Genomic DNA, 21,942 nt, shown 5'->3' with positions numbered 1-21,942 from the left:
TTAATTTTAAATTAATTGGCCCAAGGGGCTTGTCCTTTTACTGTTAATCCCATACTTCTAGCTGTACCAGCTACCAACTTCATTGCAGACTCTATTGTAAATGCATTTAAATCAGGCATTTTAGTCTCGGCAATTTCTTTCACTTGATCCCAAGACACAGATCCAACTTTATCTCTGTTAGGCTCAGAAGAACCCTTCTTTAGTTTGGATGCATTCAGCAACAATACTGCTGCTGGAGGCGTCTTGATCACAAAGTCAAAAGACTTGTCAGTGTAGATAGTAATCAGTACAGGAAGAACCTGACCTGCTTTCTCTTGGGTTCTAGCATTGAACTGCTTACAGAAGTCCATGATATTTAGACCCTTACTACCAAGTGCAGGCCCTACAGGAGGAGAAGGATTGGCAGCACCACCCTTAATCTGTAATTTTAAGTAACCACTAATTTCCTTAGCCATTTCTACTCTGTTTTTTCTACTTGAATATAATTAAGCTCTACAGGCGTATTACGTCCAAAAATCTTAACCATAACATTAAGTTTTTTACGTTCTTCGAAGACTTCTTCGACATTACCTGTAAATCCACTAAATGGACCATCCATAACTTTGATTGCCTCACCTACGATAAACGGAGTATCGAGCTGTTCTTCTTGCTCTTCCGCCTCGTCAACTTTACCCAAAATTCGATTTACCTCATTTTGACGCAACGCAACTGGTGTTTTAGAAGGTCCCCCATCATTTGCACCTAAAAAACCTATAACACCAGGGATGTTCGTGATAGTATGTTGTACTTCACCGTGATTGATGTCTGCAGAAATAAGAATATATCCGGGAAAGAAGTTTCTCTCGCGGACTCTCTTTTTTCCATTTCTCATTTCGTAGACCTTTTCTGCAGGTATCATGACTTGAGGAATGAAATCTTCTAGACCCATTCTGGTAATTTCAGTTTCGAGATAAGATTTAACTTTCTTCTCCTGCCCACTGACAGCACGAACTACGTACCATTTCAGATCACTCATTGTATCTAGGGTTTAGGCTTTATAAATTATGATAGTACCAGTCCAATAGATTCTCAAAGCTGATATCTATCAAACCAATGAACAACGCAAAGATCAGGGAAGCGACGAGAACTAAAACTGAACTACTCTGTAATTCTGAATATTTGGACCATGTAACTTTGTGGACCATCTCATCATAAGATTCTTTAAAAAAATTTATCAGTTTAGTCATAGTACAAACCTTTGCTATTAAACATTGCACGGGTGGAGAGACTCGAACTCCCAACCAATGGTTTTGGAGACCACTACTCTGCCAATTGAGCTACACCCGTGTATAACAATCCCTTCAAAAAGGACTGCAAAATTAGTATATATAAATCATATAAACAAATGCGCTTCATTATTATTAATGAAGCGCATTGTTATATTCTTGATAAGACCTTAGACCTTAGTCTAAGATTTCAGTTACTTGTCCTGAACCAACAGTTCTACCACCTTCTCTGATCGCAAATCTCAATCCTTTTTCAAGGGCGATTTTATTAATCAAAGTAACTTCGATAGTTACGTTATCACCAGGCATAACCATTTCTACTCCTTCAGGAAGCATGATCTCACCAGTTACGTCAGTTGTTCTTACGTAGAACTGTGGACGGTATCTGTTGAAGAATGGAGTGTGACGTCCACCTTCTTCTTTAGAAAGCACGTAAACTTCAGCTTTGAATTTAGCATGAGGATTAACTGATCCAGGCTTACAGATAATCATACCTCTTTTCACCTGATCTCTTTCAACACCTCTTAAGAGTAGACCAACGTTATCACCAGCTTCGCCTCTATCCAAAATCTTTCTGAACATCTCAACACCAGTAATTGTAGATTTCATGTTCTCTGCACCCATACCAATGATGTCAACAGCATCACCAGTGTTAGTCACACCTCTTTCGATTCTACCAGTTGCAACAGTACCTCTACCAGTAATAGAGAATATATCTTCAACAGGCATCAAGAAATCCTTATCTACAGCTCTTTCTGGCAATGGAATATACTCATCCACAGCAGTCATTAGCTCTTCTACTTTAGCAACCCACTCAGGCTCACCGTTCAATGCGCCAAGCGCAGAACCAGCGATTACAGGAATATCGTCACCTGGGAAGTCGTATTCAGAAAGCAATTCTCTTACTTCCATTTCAACTAGCTCAAGTAATTCAGGGTCATCGACCAAATCCACTTTGTTCATGAATACAACCAAAGCAGGAACACCTACCTGACGAGAAAGCAAGATATGCTCTCTAGTTTGAGGCATTGGCCCATCAGTAGCGGCAACCACGATGATAGCACCGTCCATTTGAGCAGCACCAGTAATCATGTTCTTTACATAATCGGCGTGACCTGGACAATCTACGTGAGCGTAGTGTCTAGATTCTGTTTGATATTCAATGTGAGAAGTATTGATAGTAATACCTCTTTCTTTTTCTTCTGGTGCGTTATCAATCGAACCAAAATCTTTTACGTCTGCAAGACCTTTGTTTGCTAATACTGAAGAGATAGCAGCTGTCAAAGTAGTCTTACCGTGATCCACGTGACCAATAGTACCAATATTCACGTGAGGTTTCGAACGGTCAAAGGTTTCTTTAGCCATGTCTGAAAATTCCTATTTTAGTTAAAACTTATTTAAATATAAAAATGCTACACTACATATATAGCAACACATAATTCTCGCCAATAGCTTCTTTAACAAAGAAAGAAGACTCAGAAAATAAAAAGATGACTGGATAAAGAGAATAATTATCGAATGATAAATATTGCTTGGCCACTCATTTCAATTTACTGGGTAATTTTAGCTCAACCATAAAAAGCTCAAAATTTGAGCCAATGACGGGATTTGAACCCGTGACCTCTTCCTTACCAAGGAAGCACTCTACCCCTGAGCTACATCGGCTAATCAATAATAAGAGCGGGAGACGAGGCTCGAACCCGCGACCTACAGCTTGGAAGGCTGTCGCTCTACCAACTGAGCTACTCCCGCTTATTATAAACGCACCATGCTTGCATGGCACGGCCAATGGTGGGGGGAACAGGATTCGAACCTGTGAAGACATAAGTCAACGGAGTTACAGTCCGTCCCAGTTGGCCGCTTTGGTATCCCCCCTTGGTCATTAAATTTAAGAACCTTCCCTAAACCGAGGGAAGAAAATCACTCTCTCGTTTTTTAGGAAGTGCAAAATTATATGCTTTTGATTCTTATTCAAATTTTTGGAAATTTATTTTCAGAACATTCGAATATTTTTCCAAAACCCTATCCTAAATCGATTTCAACTGTCTCTGTCAAACGATCGAGCTGACAAAAAACTAAAGCTAGCAATCCCTACGGACTTACTTAGAAACTGATTTTCAACAGGACTGCAAAGCTAATGTTTATATCTATGAATACAATCGTTTTATGGGATGGAATCATATAAAAAATCCTACTCCCCCTCTCCTTACACATTATAGAGTTGACAATCAATTTTTTTATGATTTGAATAACGCTTTGCTATGTTCCAGAATCGTCTTATATCATTAGCTGAGAATGCCTTTCTTAGATCATTAAGTTGGACTTCAACAAGTCTTACTCTATTTTACTCAACTGCGGCTTTCACTAGTATTCAGTATAAACCATCCTGTATACTCCATAGTACTGAACTATTTCCATCATAAAAAACAAAGCATGCCTGATTTCCCACTTGGACTTGATGCTCTTAAAGCAATCGCCGAATACCGAACCGAGTTCTGGATCTTGATCTTACATACCTTCACTCTTATAGGGGATAAAGAAGGTTATATTTTAATTATTGTGGGGGTTTACATGATGTACGACAAAAAACTAGCCTTACGACTAGCTGTAATTGTACTTTCTACAACAATAATCAATCAAATACTCAAAATGATTATTGCTAACCCCAGACCCTTTGTCCTAGAAGGTACCTACTTAAAACACTGGGAAGTATCGCACAGTTACGCCGAGGTTACTGCCATGGAATTTTCCACTCCATCTGGGCATGCAATGGCTTCTGTGCCATTTTTTGGATATTTACACCATACGTATCATAACCTACATTTCAGGATCATAGCACTAGCTTTCATTTTATTAATTGGCTTTTCCAGACCATATCTGGGCGTGCATTACCTAGAAGACATTATACTAGGCTGGGGCTTTGGAGGGCTCATCTTGGCAATCGTTTTGAAGTATGAAGAGGAGGTGTGCCAGCACTGGAATAAACTTAGCCTATTTCAAATATCGCTAACCTCCATAGGAGTCAGTCTGCTTTTTTGGCTGACGACCTTACTTATTAAAGACGCAAACATTACAAACCTACCGACGGCATTCACAGGGAGTTTGGGGTTCATTTTTGGAATCTTGATTGGTGCCAGGCTAGAAAAAACAACACTGGGTTTTGATCCCAAGAGTAAATCAATCGTCATAAAACTCATTCGGACGTTGTTGACAATGGCTCTCATCGTTGCTCCTATCGTTTTACTAAAAAAACTACCCTTTATTGATTGGACGGATAATTCTTATATCAATCATCTCCTTCAGTACATTCGCTATACTATATCAGCGCTGTCAGGTATCTACATTGCACCATGGCTCTCTATCAAACTAAAACTACTATCCTAGTAAACAACCTGTGTACGGAAGAGCAAAACCTAAGCTTATCTAACAAACCAGAAGCTCTTTATCATTCCAAATGATAAAGAGCTCACTTATTAGTATGACTATCATTTGATGAAACGCTGTATAATCTACACTAAAAAGTTACCCCGAATCAGCCAAAGCCAACCCGGGGTAAATACATAACCTAACGCTATAGGTTAAAATCTTACGTTTAGCCATTTAGCTATCCACATTTACTCCTAAATTACCAGAGTAAGTGTTATTGGTATCAGAAAAAGCGCCTCCTGACTGCACGCGAACCCCCGCATCACCGCTCTTGCTAAAGGTGCAATTATTCGCCGAGAACTGAGCTGAAGCCCCGCCTACTTCTACGTTTGCCTTTCTGTTCGCTCCATCGAACCCTTCCTCTCCACCATTAGACACAGTAGTGTAGACAAAAGAATTATCAGGCATATTGGACAAAAAACGCAAGCCTTTCCAATATCCGGTCACATCCTGCTCTCCTCGGAATACAATAGGGTTGACACTCGTTCCATTGGCCTTCATGGAGCCACCTGTTTGGATTTGAAATCCACCATTAGGCTGACCGATAAACTCCGCCCCCGCCAGTATCGTAACATTAGAGTATATATCCTCAACATTAGGTGCTAATCGATAGGGCACGTTTAAAGCCTCCCACGTCCAAGTCTGTGTGCTCTCTTTGTTGCCCCAGTAAGAATCTATATAGTCGTGCGTATTACCAGAGTAATCCGACGCTGCGTCAAAATAATGATAGTGACTGTATCTCGTCATGACAGGAGCATCATTATCAGTTAGTACATTGTTAGCGAAATCATCGAGTGTACTCTCCAAATCTCGGGTATAGAGTCCATAGCCAGCGCTCTTGGTCGACAGAGCATTTGTCATCTTGAGACGCCCTGCATCATCTACCATGATATTGGCTTTGAGATTAGCTCCATCGAAACCTTTTTGTCCGCCGTTATATATCTCCACGTACGTCAGTTCATTGGCTATAGTATTAGAATGAAATGATAGGCCTATCCATTTACCTTTTACGTCCTGCTCACCACGGAATACAATCTTGGAATTAGCAGTTCCCACAGCATTCAGAGAACCTCCATCCATGATTTGCAAACCACTGTTTTCCTGACCGATAAATTCTGCACCTTCTTCAATCACAACATCGGATTGAATTCCTGCAATATTGGCTGGTAATCTATAAGGTACATTTAACGCTGCCCAAGTCACATCTTCTGATGTATCGTGGCTCGTAGTTTCCGAATCGATATAATCATCAGTATTCCCACTGTAATCCGACTGTCCATCGAAATAATGAAAATGAGTAAAAAGAACTGTTGCCGGCACTTCGTTTTGTGTGATGGTATTGCTAGTAAAGTCAACTAATGTAGAAGTCAAACTTCTCAAGGCAACACCTGCCCCCCCACCTTCTGACAAGGTACAATGTGCCATTTTCAATCGACCTGCATCTTTGAGCGTGACATTAGCTTTCACATTCGCTCCGTCAAAGCCACTACTCCCTCCATAGCGAACTTCCACATATTCTAGTGTGTTAGCAGGATTATTGGACAGGATATTGATACCCATCCAGTAGCCTTTCACTTCATCTTTTCCTATGAAAGTGATAGGTTCCGTACCACTACCTACAGCAATAATACTTCCTCCAGTAGTCACTTCGAGTCCTTGATCTTCGGCAAAAATAATTTTGACCTCTGGGTCAATTGTCAGTACAGCTTGTACACTGACCATGGACGAGGCGATATAATCTGGCAGATCTGGATCTTCAAATCGATTGACCAGCGTGCGGTCTGTACTGATCGTACCGCCTATCTCCTCAGGCACATCTCCCGTCTCCACAGTCAGTGTCATCTCGTCATTCTCCGTATCTCCATTAGCATTTTCTCCCGTAAGCTGTAGCACATAAGTACCTGCCTCGGTAGGTGTAAAAGTAGAGTTAGGATCAGCAGGGTCATCTACTAGCGCAAAACCAACCGATGACGGGACTGTCGTAAATTCCCAAAAATAAAGTAAGTCTGCAGTTCCGCTCCCAGCTAGAGTGACTTCATCACCTAACTCTACTGTCTGGTCAGGCCCAGCATCTACAGTGAGTGTGCCTCCGTTTGGGTCTCCCCCATCATCCTCTCCACAAGAAATAAGACCGGTTATTAGTACAAGCAACAGCATGTTGCGCATGAGTTTATGAAAATTCGAATAAGATGGCATAATATTATTTTTTATTTGATTAATCCAATTTGTTTCTTTTGGCTAATTTAGGGTTGAAACAAGGGGGAAATCAATCAGGAATTACCCTGAAACCCACTCAGGAAATCCCTAAAATAGCTTCAAAAACACCATGACAATCAAACTTTTAATCATTACCGTCCTGAGTACGACACTGAGCATCAGTGATCAAAGAACGACTCAGGACAGCATTCGAGCGGTACTAGACAGTCAGTCTGCCCACGAGAGATTGGCTACTTTGGTAGATTTATGTAACCATGGTATATCAGACCGAGAAGGTGCGCAGCGCACGCTCAATTATTCTAGAGAAGGAAAACAATTGGCACGTAAACTCGGTCAAACGAAAGATCTATATTGGATACAAATAGAAGAGTCTAGCGCAATCGGACTGATCCACAGCCGTCAGCAAAGCATCGATAGCCTCAATCAAATCATCCCGAAAATCCGAAAGGTTAGAGACAACCGGTTACTCATCCATGCCCTGATCATTACTGGAGTCCAAATGACCAAACTGGATCAAATGACATCTGCTCGTGAACCTTTACTAGAAGCAGTAGCACTCGCGGTATCAGTCCACGACTCCTCTAGTTTGGCTAAAGCCTACAACAACCTCGGCAATGTCTCTAACCACCTGGGACTTAATCAAGAAGCCATAGATTTTTACCTAAACGCCTTGACCATTAAAGAGGCCATGGGCACAAAAAACCTATCCACGACCTATAACAACGTGGCACAGATATTTAAAAATATGGGCAATTATGAAGAAGCCATCCGATTCAATCAAAAGGCCATGCTACAACAGCAAGCATCGGGCAACACTTTTGGGCTAAGCATCAGCCATCTTAATCTAGGCAACATTTTTTCTAAGCAAAAGAAGTACGACAGTGCGCTATTTCATAACGAACGAGCCTTATCACTGAGCCAATCCATCGCCGACACTGTAGGTTTTGCTTTTGCCTACTATAATCTTGCGTCTGTCTACTTCTCTCTCGACGACTACCCACGCAGTATTGACTACTACGAAAAAGCCTTACCGATTTTTTCAGCATCGGGCATGCGGACCAATGTCGCACAATCTCAAGTAAGCATTTCTATCAATTCTCGATTGATGAGAGACTTTGACAAAGCAAAAACGACATTAGATCAAGCCAATACGATTGCTGCTGAGCTTAACTCTTTTGTACTCAAAAAAAGTATTGCAGAAAGCTACTACGAGTTATACAAAGCCACAGGAGACTACCGCCAAGCACTCAACTATCACGAAGAGTTCAAAGCCAATGCCGATAGTATCCTCAATGCCACGCAAGTCCAAGAAATCAGCAGTCTGCAAAAAAATTACGAAATCGCCAATCGCGACAATCGCATCGCTGTTCTAGACAAAGAGAATGAAATCACGGCTCTAAATCTAGCAAGACAAAACACCTTTAGAAACGGGCTATTGGCTGCTCTGGCATTATTAGCCATCTTAGCACTCGTACTATGGAGTCGCTATCGCTTCAAAAAACAAGCGGAACAAAAGCTCGCAACTCAAAACGAAGAACTAGAAAAACTCAATGCTGCCAAAAATAAATTTTTCGCCATTATCGCACACGATTTGCGAAACCCTCTTTCGGCTTTCAAGATGCTCACAACCGGTCTCCGTGAAAATGCAGAACATTATTCTACTGCAGAGCTGCACGAACAATTAGACTATCTCGGCGAGTCAACACAGCAACTATCCGAGCTCCTACAAAACCTACTACAGTGGGCTCTCTCTCAGACTAAGTCTCTTGCGATAAATACACAAACACTAGACCTGAGCGAGCTACTCAAACGAAATATCCAACTCATACAGTCCGCGGTACAAAACAAAAACATACAAGTAAACATGAGTACGGATACTCAACTCTATGCTCATGCGGATCTCGCTACCATTGACTTGGTGTTTAGGAATCTCTTAGCCAATGCCGTCAAGTTCACCCACCCTGACGGGGCTATCCACATACATGGCTCGTATGATGAACAGTTCGTCAAGGTCAGTATTCATGACACTGGTATTGGTATGAGTACGCACGAACAAAAGATGCTCTTTGACATCACCAAAGATCCCTCCAAAATTGGTCATTCACCCAATAAAGGCAGTGGGTTGGGCCTCATCCTATGTCATGAGTTTATCAAAAAAAATCAAGGAATGATCCACGTCGATAGCGCACCTGACAAAGGAAGTGTCTTCACTATATCTTTGCCTAAATCAAATCAAGCAGCCTAATGAATAAAATCAATTTGGTATTTGTCGATGATCACAAAATCATGCTACAGGGACTCATCTCCCTATTACAGCATGAGGCGAAGTTGCACATTGCAGGTGCATTTCGATCTGCTAACGAATATATCAATAGCGGACTATTGGGTCAGACAGATGTTCTGCTGCTCGACATGAATCTACCGGGAGAATCAGGACTTGAGTTCACCAAAAGACTTCAGGCCTCCAGTCCACAAGTCGGCATTATAATATTAACCGCCCTAAATGACTCGTCTCTCATCGAAGCATGCGTCAAAGCGGGTGCTCGTGGTTTCCTGACCAAAGATGCTAGCAAAGAAGAAATCATGGAAGCCATACAGCGCGTACATCAAGGAGAACATTATTTTGGACAGAGTATATCTCACATCGCTTTTGAAGGGTTCGCTAATAGTGTACAGCAAGATCAAACACACAAACAACTCCTCAGCCCACGAGAGATCGAAGTACTCCAACTCCTAGCAGAAGGGAAGCTCCAAAAACAAATAGCAGCTGCCCTATCCCTGAGTATCAAAACCGTCGAATCTCACAAAGCCAATATCCAAAAGAAGCTAAAAGTCAACTCCACCGCAGACCTTATCAAGTATGCCATCAGAGAAGGGTTTGTTCTGCTGTAAACGCTGCTCTTTTGGATCAGTCGGTATTTCTGGCGAGAGATCGAGGGTTACTTCGTGATTCAAGATTCATTGTTCGAAATTCATTATTGTTTTTCGTGAATAGCCATCTCTTATATGTCCTTGAGGTTAATTTGAATGATTGGAATAAAAAATATCGAACCTGTCTACCGAATTCCCCCCAACTTTACTGACTGACCCCTTCTTTTCCCTAATAACTCTCTTTTTATAAAAAAAGGACTGTTCATGATGAACAGTCCTTTTAGTACAATTAAAGAATTCTAGTCTACTTTCTAGTCTCAGATTACAAACCTTCGTATCCAGGGTTTTGAGTCAACCCATCCAGTAGATCAACATCAACGTAGTATTTAGGCCATAGATAATCCACAGACTCATCAAAGTCTCTGTCCTCTAGTGCTGGAGCAGTTCCAGAATACACTTTACCCAATTTTCTTCTAACGATATCGTACCATCTGACCCCCTCGAAAGCAAGTTCTAACCTACGCTCCTCTATGACGTCATCGACGGTAACCCCTCCTGGGTGCGCAGCAGGCACTGCACTCGGTGGATACTTGCTATGGCCAGAGCCACCTGCATTTCTAGCACGCTCTCTAATCATATTGATATACTTCACAGCTTCTCCATCGAGACCTAACTCGACAGCCGCTTCTGCAGCTATCAATACAACCTCACCATATCTCAAAATAACTGGCTTCACATTGGAATCTCTCAGACTTGCACCTTGCTTAGTCCCAGTTCTCAACCCTGCTTCTCCAACTGCCCTAAAGTATTTGGCAATTGCTGGTCTAGCTACATTTTGCTCAATAATGTCCCATCTAGTGAAATAATAATCTGTCGTATCCCCATACGTGATCGCCGTATCAAGACTTACAGCCTTACGGTAATCCTTGCCATCCCAAGTACTATACACTCTCAACTCTGGAACAGCCGCACTCCAACCAAACGCTGCATCATTGAGATCTTCGAAACGTCTATCTCCTCTTGGGCCAGTCACAGCAGTGATCTGATCTGTACCTGCATTCTGTCCTCCTATATCTCCAGGCGTAATACCATGGTTGTCTGCGGCAATCATATTGAGTTTGAACAATACCTCTGACGAAGTAAAATCTGGCGCAAAAATATCATAGTAGTCCTCATCTAGGCTAACACCATATGTTCCTTCATTGTCGATAACGTGTTTTGCATTATCATAAGCATCCTGCCAATCAGACCCCTGAGAGGCTTCCGAAGTAGCTCTGGTCATGTACACAGATGCAAGCATACCATATGCAGTTGCTTTACTAGGGTGAGATCTATCCGCTGGGACGTCAACCAACCATTGCTTACAAAATTCTAAATCCGCTATGATGCCCTCATAAATATCCGCTACCGAAGATTGCTGTGCCATGTAAGGATCCTCAAATGGCGTACCATCCATATAGATAAATTCTCCAAAAAGCCTCACATATACATAATGTATGTATGCACGGAGGAAATATGCCTCTGCTACTACTGCATTGATCTCATCCTCATCTCCAGAGACTACATCTCTTGCATTAATCACGGTATTTGCCGCCGCTAAAGCTTTATAACCTACATTCCAGAAAGAATCTACAAAACCATTATTCTGTTCCATCTCCATTAGGTCACAAGCATGTCTGAGTGCTCCGGTCGTAGGATCACCAATACCTACCATGTCGGATCTTAACAAAAGAGCCAAAGACAGCTTACGCCCATGAAACTCTTCACGGCATATCAAATAATAACCGCCATTTACACCTGATTGTAATTCTGATACAGTCTTAAACAAGCCCTCTGGTGCTAGTACCCCAACAGGTCTCTCGTCCAAATCTTCGCAAGACATGGAAAACACCATGACCAAAGCGAACATTGCTGAGATTATATATGATTTTTTCATAATATTCTTAATTATTAATAATTGACAATTCATTGATAAGGCTACTTTTAGAAGCCTAAGTTTAGTCCCACGGTGTATGTTTTCACGTTCGGGTAACTACCATAGTCCAAGCCTAGGTTACGGTTAGAATCAGCATTGTTCGTGTTCGGTCCTTCGTTACCATAGGCAGCCTCTGGATCTAAACCAGAATAGTTAGTGAGTGTCCATATGTTCTGCGCACTCACATAGAACCTCAAAGAACGAACTCTGATTCTCTCCAACACAGACTCTGGAAGCGAATAACCAAGTGCTATGTTTTTCAAGCGAACATAACTACCATCTTCCACCCAACGAGATGTAACTTTCTGTACCCTATCAGGATCTGCAGAAGGTATACTACCACTAGGATTGTCCAATACATGATATCTATCTAGTGCAGCAGTAGACGCATTCGTTGTACCACGAAACGACTCCAATTCCATTCTAGTCAAGTTCATCATGTCATTGCCATGAACCCCTTGGATATAAATATTCAAGTCAAAGTTCTTATAAGAAAAATCATTGTTAAAAGACCAAACAAAATCAGGGTGAGGGTTACCCATTATCTTCCTGTCCGCATCAGTAAGTTTTCCATCATTATTAAGGTCAGCAAACTGCTCCCCTCCTATTTTTTCATCCGAACCTTCGAGTAATACATCTCCTGGCTGTGTTACACCTTCGTATACAAACCCATAGTAGACTCCCATGGGTTGCCCTTCTTGCAGCAGCTGAAAACCAGTATTGATACCAAAATGACCTGGAGCAGATTCGTACTGCACTACCGAATCAGGTAGAGACAACACTTCGTTTCTATTTACAGAAACAACAAAATTTGAGTTCCACTTTAGTTCTCCGACCAGATTTCTAGTTGTCAACATCGCTTCAAAGCCTCTGTTCTGAATCTCGCCAGCGTTCTGGAGCTGTGTAGAAGGATCCTCATCCACACCCAAAAACGAAGGGATTGGTCTATCAAATAGTAAGTCAGAAGTAATCTTATTATAATAATCAAGTGTCAAATTCACTCTGTTTTCGAACATCCCGATATCTACCCCTACATCCAGTTGTGAAGTGGTCTCCCATGTTAGATTTGGATTTGCCAGACTACCCAGGATTAAGGATCCCTCGCCTGGTCTGTTAGAATATTGTGCTTTCAAAGAAGCCAATGACTCGTAGGCTCCGATACCCTGATTACCAGTCAAGCCATAACTTGCTCGAAGCTTCATGCTGGATATACTATTGACTGACTGTAAGAATGCTTCGTCACCTATATTCCACGCTACAGCTCCTGATGGGAAGTATGCCCATTTGTTGTTTTGAGCGAAATTAGAAGCCCCATCATATCGAATTGTAGCGGTAAAAACATATTTATCAAGTAGCGTATAGTTCGCTCTAGAGTAATAAGACTTCAAAATTCTAGTCGATATCTCTGAGGTAGAAGGAGACCCCTCTGCTCCACTACTTAGATTCCAGTACAATACCGCCTCTGACGGAAATACACTGGCCCCAGTCCACAAGTTTTCGTCTACCCTCTTCTGATAGGAATAACCATTGACCCAGTTGATTCGATGAACACCAAACTCCTTTTTGATCGTAAAATAATTCTCTGTCAATAGGTTAGTACCTTTGTCATATTCTAAAGAAGCAATACCTGCATCACCACCTCTAGTCAACTGAGAAGACTTAAATTCGCCCTCCCGATATGAAGTAACACCAGCACCCAATGTAGTTTTGAAGCTCAACCAATCCAACAGTTGGAAATCTGCAAATGCATTAGTTTGAAATCTATCAGAAATTCTTTCTCTATCAATTCCGTTGGCAATTGCTACTGGATTGTCAATGTTGTCACCGATTTTAGAACGTGTATAATTACCGTCCGCATCACGAACAGGGGTGTCAGGCTCTAAACGTGCTGCCGCACCAATTACACCTGTATCACTTGATCCTCCTGTAGTCTCTTGAGTCAATACACCTTGATCAATACTTCTTCTTCCATACAAATTCACTCCAACATTGACTCGATCAGAAACTTTAAAAGTCAAATTACTGGTTACTGAAAATCGCTCATAACTAGAATTATCCACTACACCTTCTTGCTCGTACTGTGTACCTGACACATAGTATTTGACAGCTTCACTCCCTCCACTGACAGATACTTGGTTGTTCCAAATATGACCTGGCCTGAAAATCTCGTCTTGCCAATCTGTATCTACACTTGCGTCATAAGAATAATTAGATGATATCTCGGTGATATAGTCTCTATAATCTTCACCAGACAATAAGTCAAGCCTATTACTCGCATTCTGATAAGAGTATGAGCTATTCACATCCACTTTCGTTTTACCTACACCGCCAGATTTAGTTGTAACTAGTAGTACTCCATTGGCTGCTCTAGAACCATAGATTGCAGTAGCCGATGCATCTTTCAATACTTCCATAGATGCAATATCTGCCGGTGGTGGCATTTCTCCTCCAACGAATCCATCTACCACTACCAAAGGCTGACTACTCGCATTGACGGAACTCCCCCCTCTGATTTTCATGCTCATCGCAGCACCTGGCTGACCACCATTCGTAGATTGAATTTGAACCCCCGCAGCACGACCTTGCAGACCTTGTACCGCATTTAGCGTTGGGAACGCATTGAGTTCCTCTGATTTGACTGATGATAGCGAGCCTGTATTGTCACTTTTCTTGACAGTACCATACCCCACTACAACCACTTCTTCTAATTGCTGATAATCAGTATTCAACGATACGTCGACAACTGACCTACTTCCAACAGCCACTTCCTGCTGTTCGAAACCTACAAACGAAACTACCAAGGTGGCAGACTCAGGCACTGACAATGAATACTTGCCATCCAAATCTGTAATCGTACCATTGGTCGTTCCCTTCACCAGTACCGTAGCACCTGGCACACTTTCGCCATCTTCAGACGAAGTGACAACACCCGTCACAGTAGTCTGTGCAGATGCCCAAAACGATAACAAACACATGGCAATAACCGCCATGTACTTACTTTTTAATAGTAATAGTCTTTTCATAATTCGTAAACTTAATTTTGTAATCAATGCTAATTGGATAATCAATTAATTGGTAGACCAATCGATTGAGAAGCCAATATAGAGAATATCTTAACAACTCCATAACATTTATCAAAAAATCAATCCTATGAATTCAAATTATCAAATGTCATTTCCTCGCATCTAGCGGAGCTACTATTCACTTCGCCATAAACCTCGGTCAATAAAATCATCTGCTAAAACCTTAGGCTACATTAGTAAAAGAAAGCTTTACTGTTATTTACATGTATATACATACAAATAAAACGTGCTGAATTTAACCAATGACACTCCAGAAAAATGATTTAGCACTAGCAAGACATGAACTTCGCCCTACTCTTCTTGCCTACTACATTCGTCATGCTACACTTGCACTACACTCAAAGCAATACACCATTCCTCGTCTCAAATATTATTTTTGGTTAACCAATTTACATATTTATTATCAAACCAATACTATAAATCCGATTTTACCACTAGGTTTGTTAGGTTCAATTAGGAACTGAAAGAATTAAAAAAAGACAGATTATGAAACAGTACTTACTATTACTAGCCGCATTCGCGTTCTTGTTCTTGAATACCCTCACAGGGTGCGATGAAGAAGACAAACAAGAACAGTTCGATGACACCAAACAGATAGAGAGTTTTTCTTTTGAGGAATTGGCTCCTGTGGTGACAGGTGTCATCACTAACACAGACATAGTATTGACCGTACCTTACGATACTGATGTAACAGCCTTGACTCCAACAGTTACTCATTCCGCTTTGGCGAGTTTATCTCCTGCTTCAGAAACAACTCAGGACTTTAGACTCCCTGTAGATTATACCGTCACAGCTGAAGACGGCTCTACGCAAGTCTATACTGCTACTGTCACTAAAGAAGAGCCTCCTTTAGATTCCTCAAATGCAATACTCAATTTCTCATTTGAGGGACTAGCCCCTGTAGTAACAGCCTACGTTGGCGAGGGAGAAATCAAAGCGTGGATACCAGACCTCTCTGCAGCAAGCAACCTAACCCCTACCATTGTCATTTCAGAGAACGCTACAATATCACCCGCTTCTGGTGTAGCACAAGATTTTTCGTCTCCTATCACATATACCGTGACGGCAGAAGACGGCTCTATACAAACCTATACCACGACCATCGCCGAAGAGACCGAAGTAGACTTAGCATCAGGCCCAGCGTTTACATGGATCAACTGGTACCTGTCTGTCCCAATTGATAATGGCGGTAGTGCCACTTCTATCTACTATGAAGACATTGAAAATAATAACTTGTCTGAGGATGCCGCTCCATTCTTTTACCCAAATGATGATGACAGCTACACGATGTACACCAAATTCACAGGAGCTACTACATCTGGTTATAAAGAAATCAACGGCTCGGGATACTGCAGAACCGAACTCCGTGAATATTGGAGAGGAAATCAATCCACATCAGACAACTGGATCATGGATAGAAAAAGTGTGCATGGTTTAGCCTCTACGCTGAGCGTAGACTTCTGCAACGGCGATGGACAAACCTATGTCGCTCAAATACATGGTAGAAGTAGAACGGGTGCACCAGGAGATCCTGCTACTGTCAAGGTTCTTTGGAAAGAAGGTGAATTGATCACAGAGCACTATGTAAAACCCACCAAAGAAGGAGATCTCTGGACGAGTAAATACATTAGAAAAACCTCAATTGGCCAAGTAGACAATGAAAAGTTCACCATTACACTGCTCGTAAAAAGAGGCGTTCTCTACTATGCGTTGCACTGTGAAGCAAAAGGGATCGACGTGGAGTATACAGAACTGTATGACTATGCAACAAATGGCTACATTCACGACAACTATTTCAAAACTGGAAACTACTTTAAATGGAATGACGACAAGGTCGAAGATTCACAAGTCATTCTATATTCGGCTAGAACTGCTCACACTGAATAAATAACCAATCTAGTGGCCTAGTCAGGCTAAAAGCCTTAAACCTACTCAACCCAATTTAGGTTTAAGGCTTTTAGACTAATCAATACCTTCTTCGCGGCTCATACATTCTACGAAACAATGAAAAAGCAATCAGGGAATGCAGCCTCTTACCACACAGATACCCATATAAGTAAAAAGACCTTGCCAGTAGGCAAACTACGACAAGGTCTTTAGGGGTATTAAGATTCTATCTACTAATAAACAAGCGTCAACTTTAAGTTTTCTTGCACTACAATCTTACCTGAGTTGGATATTTGATTGTTAGCGTGCGTATTGTTCTTCGCACCCCACAGTAGAGCGACCAGTTTGACTGAGTTATTTTTAAAGGTATTGTCTTCTAAGTTTACATTAACAATCCCACGTGTGTTGAGTAAGATTCCGTTGCTCTCTTTTCCTCCGCATTGTGTGAATGTACTGTTGATGACCGAGAGATTACCACCTATCGTGGACTCGTCATACCCTCCACGGTAGTAGTCTATTACGTTGGCTTTTACATTATCAAATACGCACCCCTCTACGGTCAAGAATTCCACGTTGTAGTCTCCCTTGTCATTTGTTTCTTGGGATAATTCAATCCCATTTTGACAATCTCTGAGTGTAGAATTAGCAAAACTAATCTCCTCTGCAAAAGTCTCCTTATATGCCTTTAGCACGTAATCGAACCCTTTGATCTCACATCCTTTGACTCTAAGATTGTAATGACTAGACATGTTTTGTTCGAGGCTAGCAAATGCCTGCTGGGTACCTGTACCCGATAGTATAACTTGAGAGAGTATCAGCTCACCTTTAGGGTTCATCTGAAACGCTGGTGTACCAGCAGCTCCGGAGTATATGATCTCAGCGAGTTGATTCTCATCTTTCGACTGGATCGTAATCGCCTTATTGATTACCAGAGATTCGGTCAGCGTATAAGTACCAGGCATCAATACGATAACATCTCCCGCTTCTGCAGAGGCAAGTTTATCTACTAGATCTGTCCCCTCTGGATGCACATCGATCATACTTGGTTCTTTGGTTTCCTTTTCATTCGAGAACCAACCTGCACCGTACTGACCCTTATCCAAAATCATAGGGTACGCAGCAGGCGCTTTAATCATAGCACCAATACTAGTATCGTTAGCTCTGGAATTACCAAAAATATCAGTTTTGAATTGATCAAACTCAAAGCCTTGATATGCCTCTACTGCTGATGCGGTAGTAGGCTTGTACAACAACTCACCCACCTTGTCTAGTGTCATTTCTGTAGATGTTAACCCTTGCCTTTCATCAAACCGAACACCTTGATTTTGAATAAAGTTACTAGCAAAAGTCACTCCATCAGCCTTGTCGTGTTCTACAACTGGAGCAGTGTCTCCTTGTTCGTTGTAGATCAGATTATTGGCAACTACTGTACGGATCGGCCTTGCGGACCTGATTTCGGATAGTGGTAGTACTTCTTTTTGGCTGATGTTTGTCCCTACCCCAAACTGCCATGGAGATGGACAGTTTACGTAAGTATTGTACGCGACGATGACATCCGTCACTTGATTGTAGCGATTGAGTGGCGACTTTGGTATCCCATTCATCACAGCCAATGGGCTTCTAAAACTTTTTCCTTTCAAGTTGTAGAAATAGTTATTGGTCACAACATGCCCTGTATTGATCAGTCTAATTCCTCCAATATTTTCAGAGTTTTCATCTCCGATAAAATAATTGCCATCAATCGTGCAGTAGTTACCGTGACGCGTCACGAGCGATCCCTCACTCTTATAGAAAACATTGTTTCTAAACTCGTTGAAATTCGTCTTGCTAGAGATAATCTCCACTTCTCCGTTACACTCTTCGAATAGATTATTGGCTACTGTAGTATTGCTAGGAGACATGGAGCTAAAACTATCTCCTAGTTGGATCGTCTCCCCTTTAGGTCCTCCCTTTCTTGGACGAGGACCAAAATGATTGTTAACGATCTGATGAAAGTTCTTAATATTTCTCCTGCCTTTAATCTCTACTCTGACAGTCGGCCCCTCGTTGGATTTTCCCGCGAGATAGCAGTGATCCATTTGGTTGTTTCTACCCCAAAATTCTACCCAGTGATCCTTTCTATCTCGGCTCATCTGGTTGAACCCCTCGATCACGGTATTGGTGATGCGACAGTGATTTGCCACTTGCTCTTTATCAAATTTAAAATCGATCACTGCATTTGATGGCGTATACCCATTTCGGAAGTAAAGACCACTCACTGTTAAATACTCCCCCCCGAATTTCAAATCCGACTCTCCTTCTATAAACACCTGGCCTGGCGTCTCTGCCTGCAGGGTTATCGGAGCATCCTCGGTTCCTTTTCCTCCAAATTTGATTTGGACATCCTTCCAAACCCCATTTGCCATGGTGATCACATCGCCCGCCTTAGCACTATCCAGTGCGACCTGTAACGATGCAGCGTCCGTAACGACCCGTTGCTGATTACTCGTAACTTTCTCCTGACAGGCTGCTGCCAAAAATAGTAATGCTGCTAGCCAAATAGTATTCCTTTTCATTGCTCTTTTATTTGTAGTAAATTCTTTATCTCCCTGATTGATTAAAAACATGTATTGCACGGACTATTCTCTGATAAGACAACTCGATTAAAAGTTACTGCTTTATCACTGTGAAAGAAAGTGGTTTTGCATGAAGACCACTGATCTTTAACATGACCATCCCACTCCAAGAAACGCCACTGACATCAATGACATTCCCTTGCAACTCACCGTGCTCCAGCACACGTCCGGTCATATCTAACAGTGTATAGGCATGGTAATGGACCATTAGTCCTTTAAGGTGAATGGTGCTTTGAACGGGGTTCGGATAAAGTACTATATCCGATCTGTTTTGATCCTTAGTACTGAGCGTGGTCTGACTACCATTGGCTTCTCCCCATACTTCTATCTCGCTGATACTGTTCCAATCCGATGATGAATTACCAAACCCTGTAAGCTTGATATATTTGGCTATCGTATCCTCGAAATCTATCGTTTCAAAATCCTCAGTAAAACCAGCGCTTTCTGTTTTAGCGACCAAGTTCACAAACGTCGTATTGTCTTCAGACAGGTCTACTTTGTATGTAGTCGTACGTTCATCACCATTGAGAAATGCTATTTTGACATAACTCACCTCGTGGACTCCATCCAGTTCTAAAGTCAAATGCTGCTCACCCTCTGCCGACCATCGCGTGTCCATATCTCCATCTATGGCATTTTCTTTACCATTCCCATCTTGTTCAGCACTTGCCATGACAGCTACTATATTGAGTTTTTCTCCCCCTAAGTTTAATACAGCAGCAGCCTGCACCACGGTAATGTCTCGTGAGAACCCACTTCCAGACACCTGTATAGTCGCAGTACGCGGCATATAGTCCGTATTAGCAGTGACCGAAACGGATACACTACCGGACCCTGTACCGCTAGTAACATCTAAACTTACCCATGTCGCATCAGTAGATACCGTCCATTCTAGGTTAGTATTGATATCTAATGAAGATACAGTCGCATTTGTTCCCGTACTGATTTCATTAGTAGAGACAAGGAGGTAGTCCACTTCGGACTCTCCGTCATAATCTGGGTGAAAAGAATACGGCCCGACATCTTCGCTTGTCAGCGGTGCATATCGTACAGATTCGAGACTATAATGATCTGCACCTACGGTACTCGTCTCTGGGCGACTATGTCCCTCAATATCCTCTGCCAACTCATCCAATATTGTAGAGGCTCTCAATGCTACAGGAGTCTGGTCCGTAGACCTCCATGTACCCGTCTCATCGTCGTAGGAGAGGAAAGGGTTCTCTACCGAAACCTCCGTCGACTCAAATGTTCTTTCATCGCTAGTCAACATAGCAGTACCAGTAGGTTGCATAATATTGTTGACCCACACCATATTGTCTGGCTCATTGTGATAGTAAATAAGATCATTGGTCGAGCCTGTAACTATATTATAAGCCATGGTCACATCACGTGGTGGCTTACTGTATTTCCCATTGTTATCAAATCCTATTTCAATTCCATAATCATTGTTGACCAAGGTATTGTAGGCGATCAGCGCACGCTCAATGCGAAAATGTTTGCTCAGCGAACCATTGCCCGATTCGGCATCTCCTTCTGTCAAGGTAATGGGCGCATCCCATTTTTGACCTTTGAGTCCCTCAAAATAATTATTCACAATAACATGATCTTCTCCATAAACTCGAATCCCTCCAGTGCAATAGGTCCCCTCAGCTGTAACAGAGCATGCTGCGCCTCCTCCCAAAAAATAGTTACCTTCTACGCGATTCCTATTGCCATGTCTGAGAGACAAAGTTCCTTCACTTTTGAGAAAAGTATTGTGACGGACGATATTATCGCAGGACTTGAGTGACACGATCTCTGGATCACCATTACACTCTTCGAAGAGGTTGAACTCTACTGTCGTAAAGCCGCTAGATTCAGACATTTCACTCCATCCTACCCGAATCGATTCTTTTTCATTGGTTGCACGAGGAGTATTGTTGCGAAAATGATTGTGATCGATGACATCAAACTGCGACTGAACCGTCTCTCCTGACCCGTCTATAGTGATATAGTGGCCAACTTCTACTTTGTTCTCGAATAGATTGTGATCGATACGGTTGTGATGACTAAACGAAGAAGTGGGTTGATCCCAAACCCCTCCTATGTATACCCATTTGGTAGAGGACTCTTCCGTCAGCCTAAAGATATTTCGAGTAATACGAATATTATTAGATCCTTCTAGTTTAATAGCGGTACCGCTGTTGGTAAAGGTGATTCCTTGAATCGTCAAGTAGGCGCAAGTTCGGAGCACAAACTTGGTATCTCCTGTGAATACAACGCCTCCGGTACTTTCGGCACGTACAGTAATATCTGCAATATCCGTTCCCTGTACATTGATGGTCATACCATTGCCATCGTATGTACCATCTGCAATCTGAATTGTATCTCCGGGAGAAGCTGCGTTGATAATATCTTTGAGCTCATCGATATCACTGACGGTCGTTACGTTTTGACCAAAGGTGCTCGTACAATATATCATGAACCCTATTGTAGCACAGAGTTTCTTAACAGAGTTCAACTCTGTTTTCCATAGTTTGTTTTTGTTCATAGTCTAGTCTTTATAATCTCTTTCATGCCCAACTTCTGGAAATCCAAAAATTGGTCAACCAATATAGGTATAT

The 21,942-nt window shown here is 42.0% G+C and carries 13 protein-coding genes and 4 tRNA genes; 4 read left to right on the top strand and 13 right to left on the bottom strand.

From position 1 onward, the window contains the following. Positions 1-11 precede the first annotated feature (11 nt). The 8 genes from rplK to BGP76_RS18795 form a co-directional block, all read right to left on the bottom strand. Positions 12-455 (bottom strand): 50S ribosomal protein L11, encoded by a 444-nt coding sequence (gene rplK, locus BGP76_RS18830; RefSeq protein WP_073122861.1) that lies wholly within the window; start codon positions 453-455, stop codon positions 12-14. Positions 456-457: 2 nt separating this feature from the next. Next, positions 458-1,015 carry a transcription termination/antitermination protein NusG gene (nusG, locus tag BGP76_RS18825; protein WP_073122862.1) on the bottom strand — a complete coding sequence of 186 codons (558 nt, stop codon included), beginning with the start codon at positions 1,013-1,015 and terminating at the stop codon, positions 458-460. Between the two features lie 19 nt (positions 1,016-1,034). Beyond that, positions 1,035-1,226 carry a preprotein translocase subunit SecE gene (secE, locus tag BGP76_RS18820; RefSeq protein ID WP_073122863.1) on the bottom strand — a complete coding sequence of 64 codons (192 nt, stop codon included), beginning with the start codon at positions 1,224-1,226 and terminating at the stop codon, positions 1,035-1,037. Positions 1,227-1,253: 27 nt separating this feature from the next. Further along, positions 1,254-1,326 (bottom strand) — tRNA-Trp (locus tag BGP76_RS18815). A gap of 116 nt (positions 1,327-1,442) precedes the next feature. Beyond that, positions 1,443-2,630 (bottom strand): elongation factor Tu, encoded by a 1,188-nt coding sequence (gene tuf, locus BGP76_RS18810; RefSeq protein WP_073122864.1) that lies wholly within the window; start codon positions 2,628-2,630, stop codon positions 1,443-1,445. A gap of 228 nt (positions 2,631-2,858) precedes the next feature. Further along, positions 2,859-2,930 (bottom strand) — tRNA-Thr (locus BGP76_RS18805). A 14-nt stretch (positions 2,931-2,944) separates the two neighbouring features. Continuing rightward, positions 2,945-3,017, bottom strand: a tRNA-Gly gene (locus tag BGP76_RS18800). 37 nt (positions 3,018-3,054) lie between these two features. Then, positions 3,055-3,140: transfer RNA gene (locus tag BGP76_RS18795), tRNA-Tyr, on the bottom strand. Between the two features lie 558 nt (positions 3,141-3,698). On the opposite strand from BGP76_RS18795, the gene BGP76_RS18790 reads away from it, so the two are divergent. Further along, on the top strand, positions 3,699-4,649 hold the full coding sequence (locus BGP76_RS18790; RefSeq protein WP_119845837.1) for a phosphatase PAP2 family protein: 951 nt from the start codon (positions 3,699-3,701) through the stop codon (positions 4,647-4,649). Between the two features lie 216 nt (positions 4,650-4,865). Here BGP76_RS18790 and BGP76_RS18785 read toward each other — a convergent pair whose 3' ends face one another. Then, entirely contained in the window at positions 4,866-6,887 is a 2,022-nt protein-coding gene (locus BGP76_RS18785) for a PKD domain-containing protein (protein ID WP_119845836.1), read from the bottom strand. A gap of 130 nt (positions 6,888-7,017) precedes the next feature. Between BGP76_RS18785 and BGP76_RS18780 the strand changes: the two genes are divergently transcribed. Together BGP76_RS18780 and BGP76_RS18775 are read left to right on the top strand one after the other, a co-directional pair. Beyond that, positions 7,018-9,153, top strand: a complete 2,136-nt coding sequence (locus BGP76_RS18780) for a tetratricopeptide repeat protein (protein ID WP_119845835.1) — start codon at positions 7,018-7,020, stop codon at positions 9,151-9,153. Next, entirely contained in the window at positions 9,153-9,800 is a 648-nt protein-coding gene (locus tag BGP76_RS18775; RefSeq protein WP_119845834.1) for a response regulator transcription factor, read from the top strand. Before BGP76_RS18780 ends, BGP76_RS18775 begins: the two co-directional genes overlap by 1 nt. 301 nt (positions 9,801-10,101) lie before the next feature. On the opposite strand, the gene BGP76_RS18770 is transcribed toward BGP76_RS18775, so the two are convergent. Together BGP76_RS18770 and BGP76_RS18765 are read right to left on the bottom strand one after the other, a co-directional pair. Then, positions 10,102-11,715 carry a RagB/SusD family nutrient uptake outer membrane protein gene (locus BGP76_RS18770; protein ID WP_158584341.1) on the bottom strand — a complete coding sequence of 538 codons (1,614 nt, stop codon included), beginning with the start codon at positions 11,713-11,715 and terminating at the stop codon, positions 10,102-10,104. Between the two features lie 47 nt (positions 11,716-11,762). Further along, the gene (locus BGP76_RS18765) at positions 11,763-14,777 is read right to left on the bottom strand and encodes a TonB-dependent receptor (protein WP_119845832.1); all 3,015 of its coding nucleotides are present in this window, start codon (positions 14,775-14,777) and stop codon (positions 11,763-11,765) included. 546 nt (positions 14,778-15,323) lie between these two features. Between BGP76_RS18765 and BGP76_RS18760 the strand changes: the two genes are divergently transcribed. Then, on the top strand, positions 15,324-16,724 hold the full coding sequence (locus tag BGP76_RS18760; protein ID WP_119845831.1) for a polysaccharide lyase family 7 protein: 1,401 nt from the start codon (positions 15,324-15,326) through the stop codon (positions 16,722-16,724). A gap of 233 nt (positions 16,725-16,957) precedes the next feature. Here BGP76_RS18760 and BGP76_RS18755 read toward each other — a convergent pair whose 3' ends face one another. Together BGP76_RS18755 and BGP76_RS18750 are read right to left on the bottom strand one after the other, a co-directional pair. After that, the gene (locus tag BGP76_RS18755) at positions 16,958-19,279 is read right to left on the bottom strand and encodes a chondroitinase-B domain-containing protein (RefSeq protein ID WP_119845988.1); all 2,322 of its coding nucleotides are present in this window, start codon (positions 19,277-19,279) and stop codon (positions 16,958-16,960) included. A gap of 94 nt (positions 19,280-19,373) precedes the next feature. Beyond that, entirely contained in the window at positions 19,374-21,869 is a 2,496-nt protein-coding gene (locus BGP76_RS18750; RefSeq protein WP_119845830.1) for a chondroitinase-B domain-containing protein, read from the bottom strand. Between the last annotated feature and the right edge of the window lie 73 nt (positions 21,870-21,942).

Source organism: Reichenbachiella sp. MSK19-1 (assembly GCF_003590315.1).
Classification (GTDB): domain Bacteria; phylum Bacteroidota; class Bacteroidia; order Cytophagales; family Cyclobacteriaceae; genus Reichenbachiella; species Reichenbachiella agariperforans.
The sequence above is the reverse complement of the archived record's forward strand: the minus strand, read 5'-3'. Positions and strand labels throughout refer to the sequence as shown.

Excerpts from the sequence above, each read along its gene's own strand:
- rplK (WP_073122861.1), bottom strand. The coding sequence starts at position 455 with ATGGCTAAGGAAATTAGTGGTTACTTAAAATTACAGATTAAGGGTGGT.
- nusG (WP_073122862.1), bottom strand. The coding sequence starts at position 1,015 with ATGAGTGATCTGAAATGGTACGTAGTTCGTGCTGTCAGTGGGCAGGAG.
- secE (WP_073122863.1), bottom strand. The coding sequence starts at position 1,226 with ATGACTAAACTGATAAATTTTTTTAAAGAATCTTATGATGAGATGGTC.
- tuf (WP_073122864.1), bottom strand. The coding sequence starts at position 2,630 with ATGGCTAAAGAAACCTTTGACCGTTCGAAACCTCACGTGAATATTGGT.
- BGP76_RS18790 (WP_119845837.1), top strand. The coding sequence starts at position 3,699 with ATGCCTGATTTCCCACTTGGACTTGATGCTCTTAAAGCAATCGCCGAA.
- BGP76_RS18785 (WP_119845836.1), bottom strand. The coding sequence starts at position 6,887 with ATGCCATCTTATTCGAATTTTCATAAACTCATGCGCAACATGCTGTTG.
- BGP76_RS18780 (WP_119845835.1), top strand. The coding sequence starts at position 7,018 with ATGACAATCAAACTTTTAATCATTACCGTCCTGAGTACGACACTGAGC.
- BGP76_RS18775 (WP_119845834.1), top strand. The coding sequence starts at position 9,153 with ATGAATAAAATCAATTTGGTATTTGTCGATGATCACAAAATCATGCTA.
- BGP76_RS18770 (WP_158584341.1), bottom strand. The coding sequence starts at position 11,715 with ATGAAAAAATCATATATAATCTCAGCAATGTTCGCTTTGGTCATGGTG.
- BGP76_RS18765 (WP_119845832.1), bottom strand. The coding sequence starts at position 14,777 with ATGAAAAGACTATTACTATTAAAAAGTAAGTACATGGCGGTTATTGCC.
- BGP76_RS18760 (WP_119845831.1), top strand. The coding sequence starts at position 15,324 with ATGAAACAGTACTTACTATTACTAGCCGCATTCGCGTTCTTGTTCTTG.
- BGP76_RS18755 (WP_119845988.1), bottom strand. The coding sequence starts at position 19,279 with ATGAAAAGGAATACTATTTGGCTAGCAGCATTACTATTTTTGGCAGCA.
- BGP76_RS18750 (WP_119845830.1), bottom strand. The coding sequence starts at position 21,869 with ATGAACAAAAACAAACTATGGAAAACAGAGTTGAACTCTGTTAAGAAA.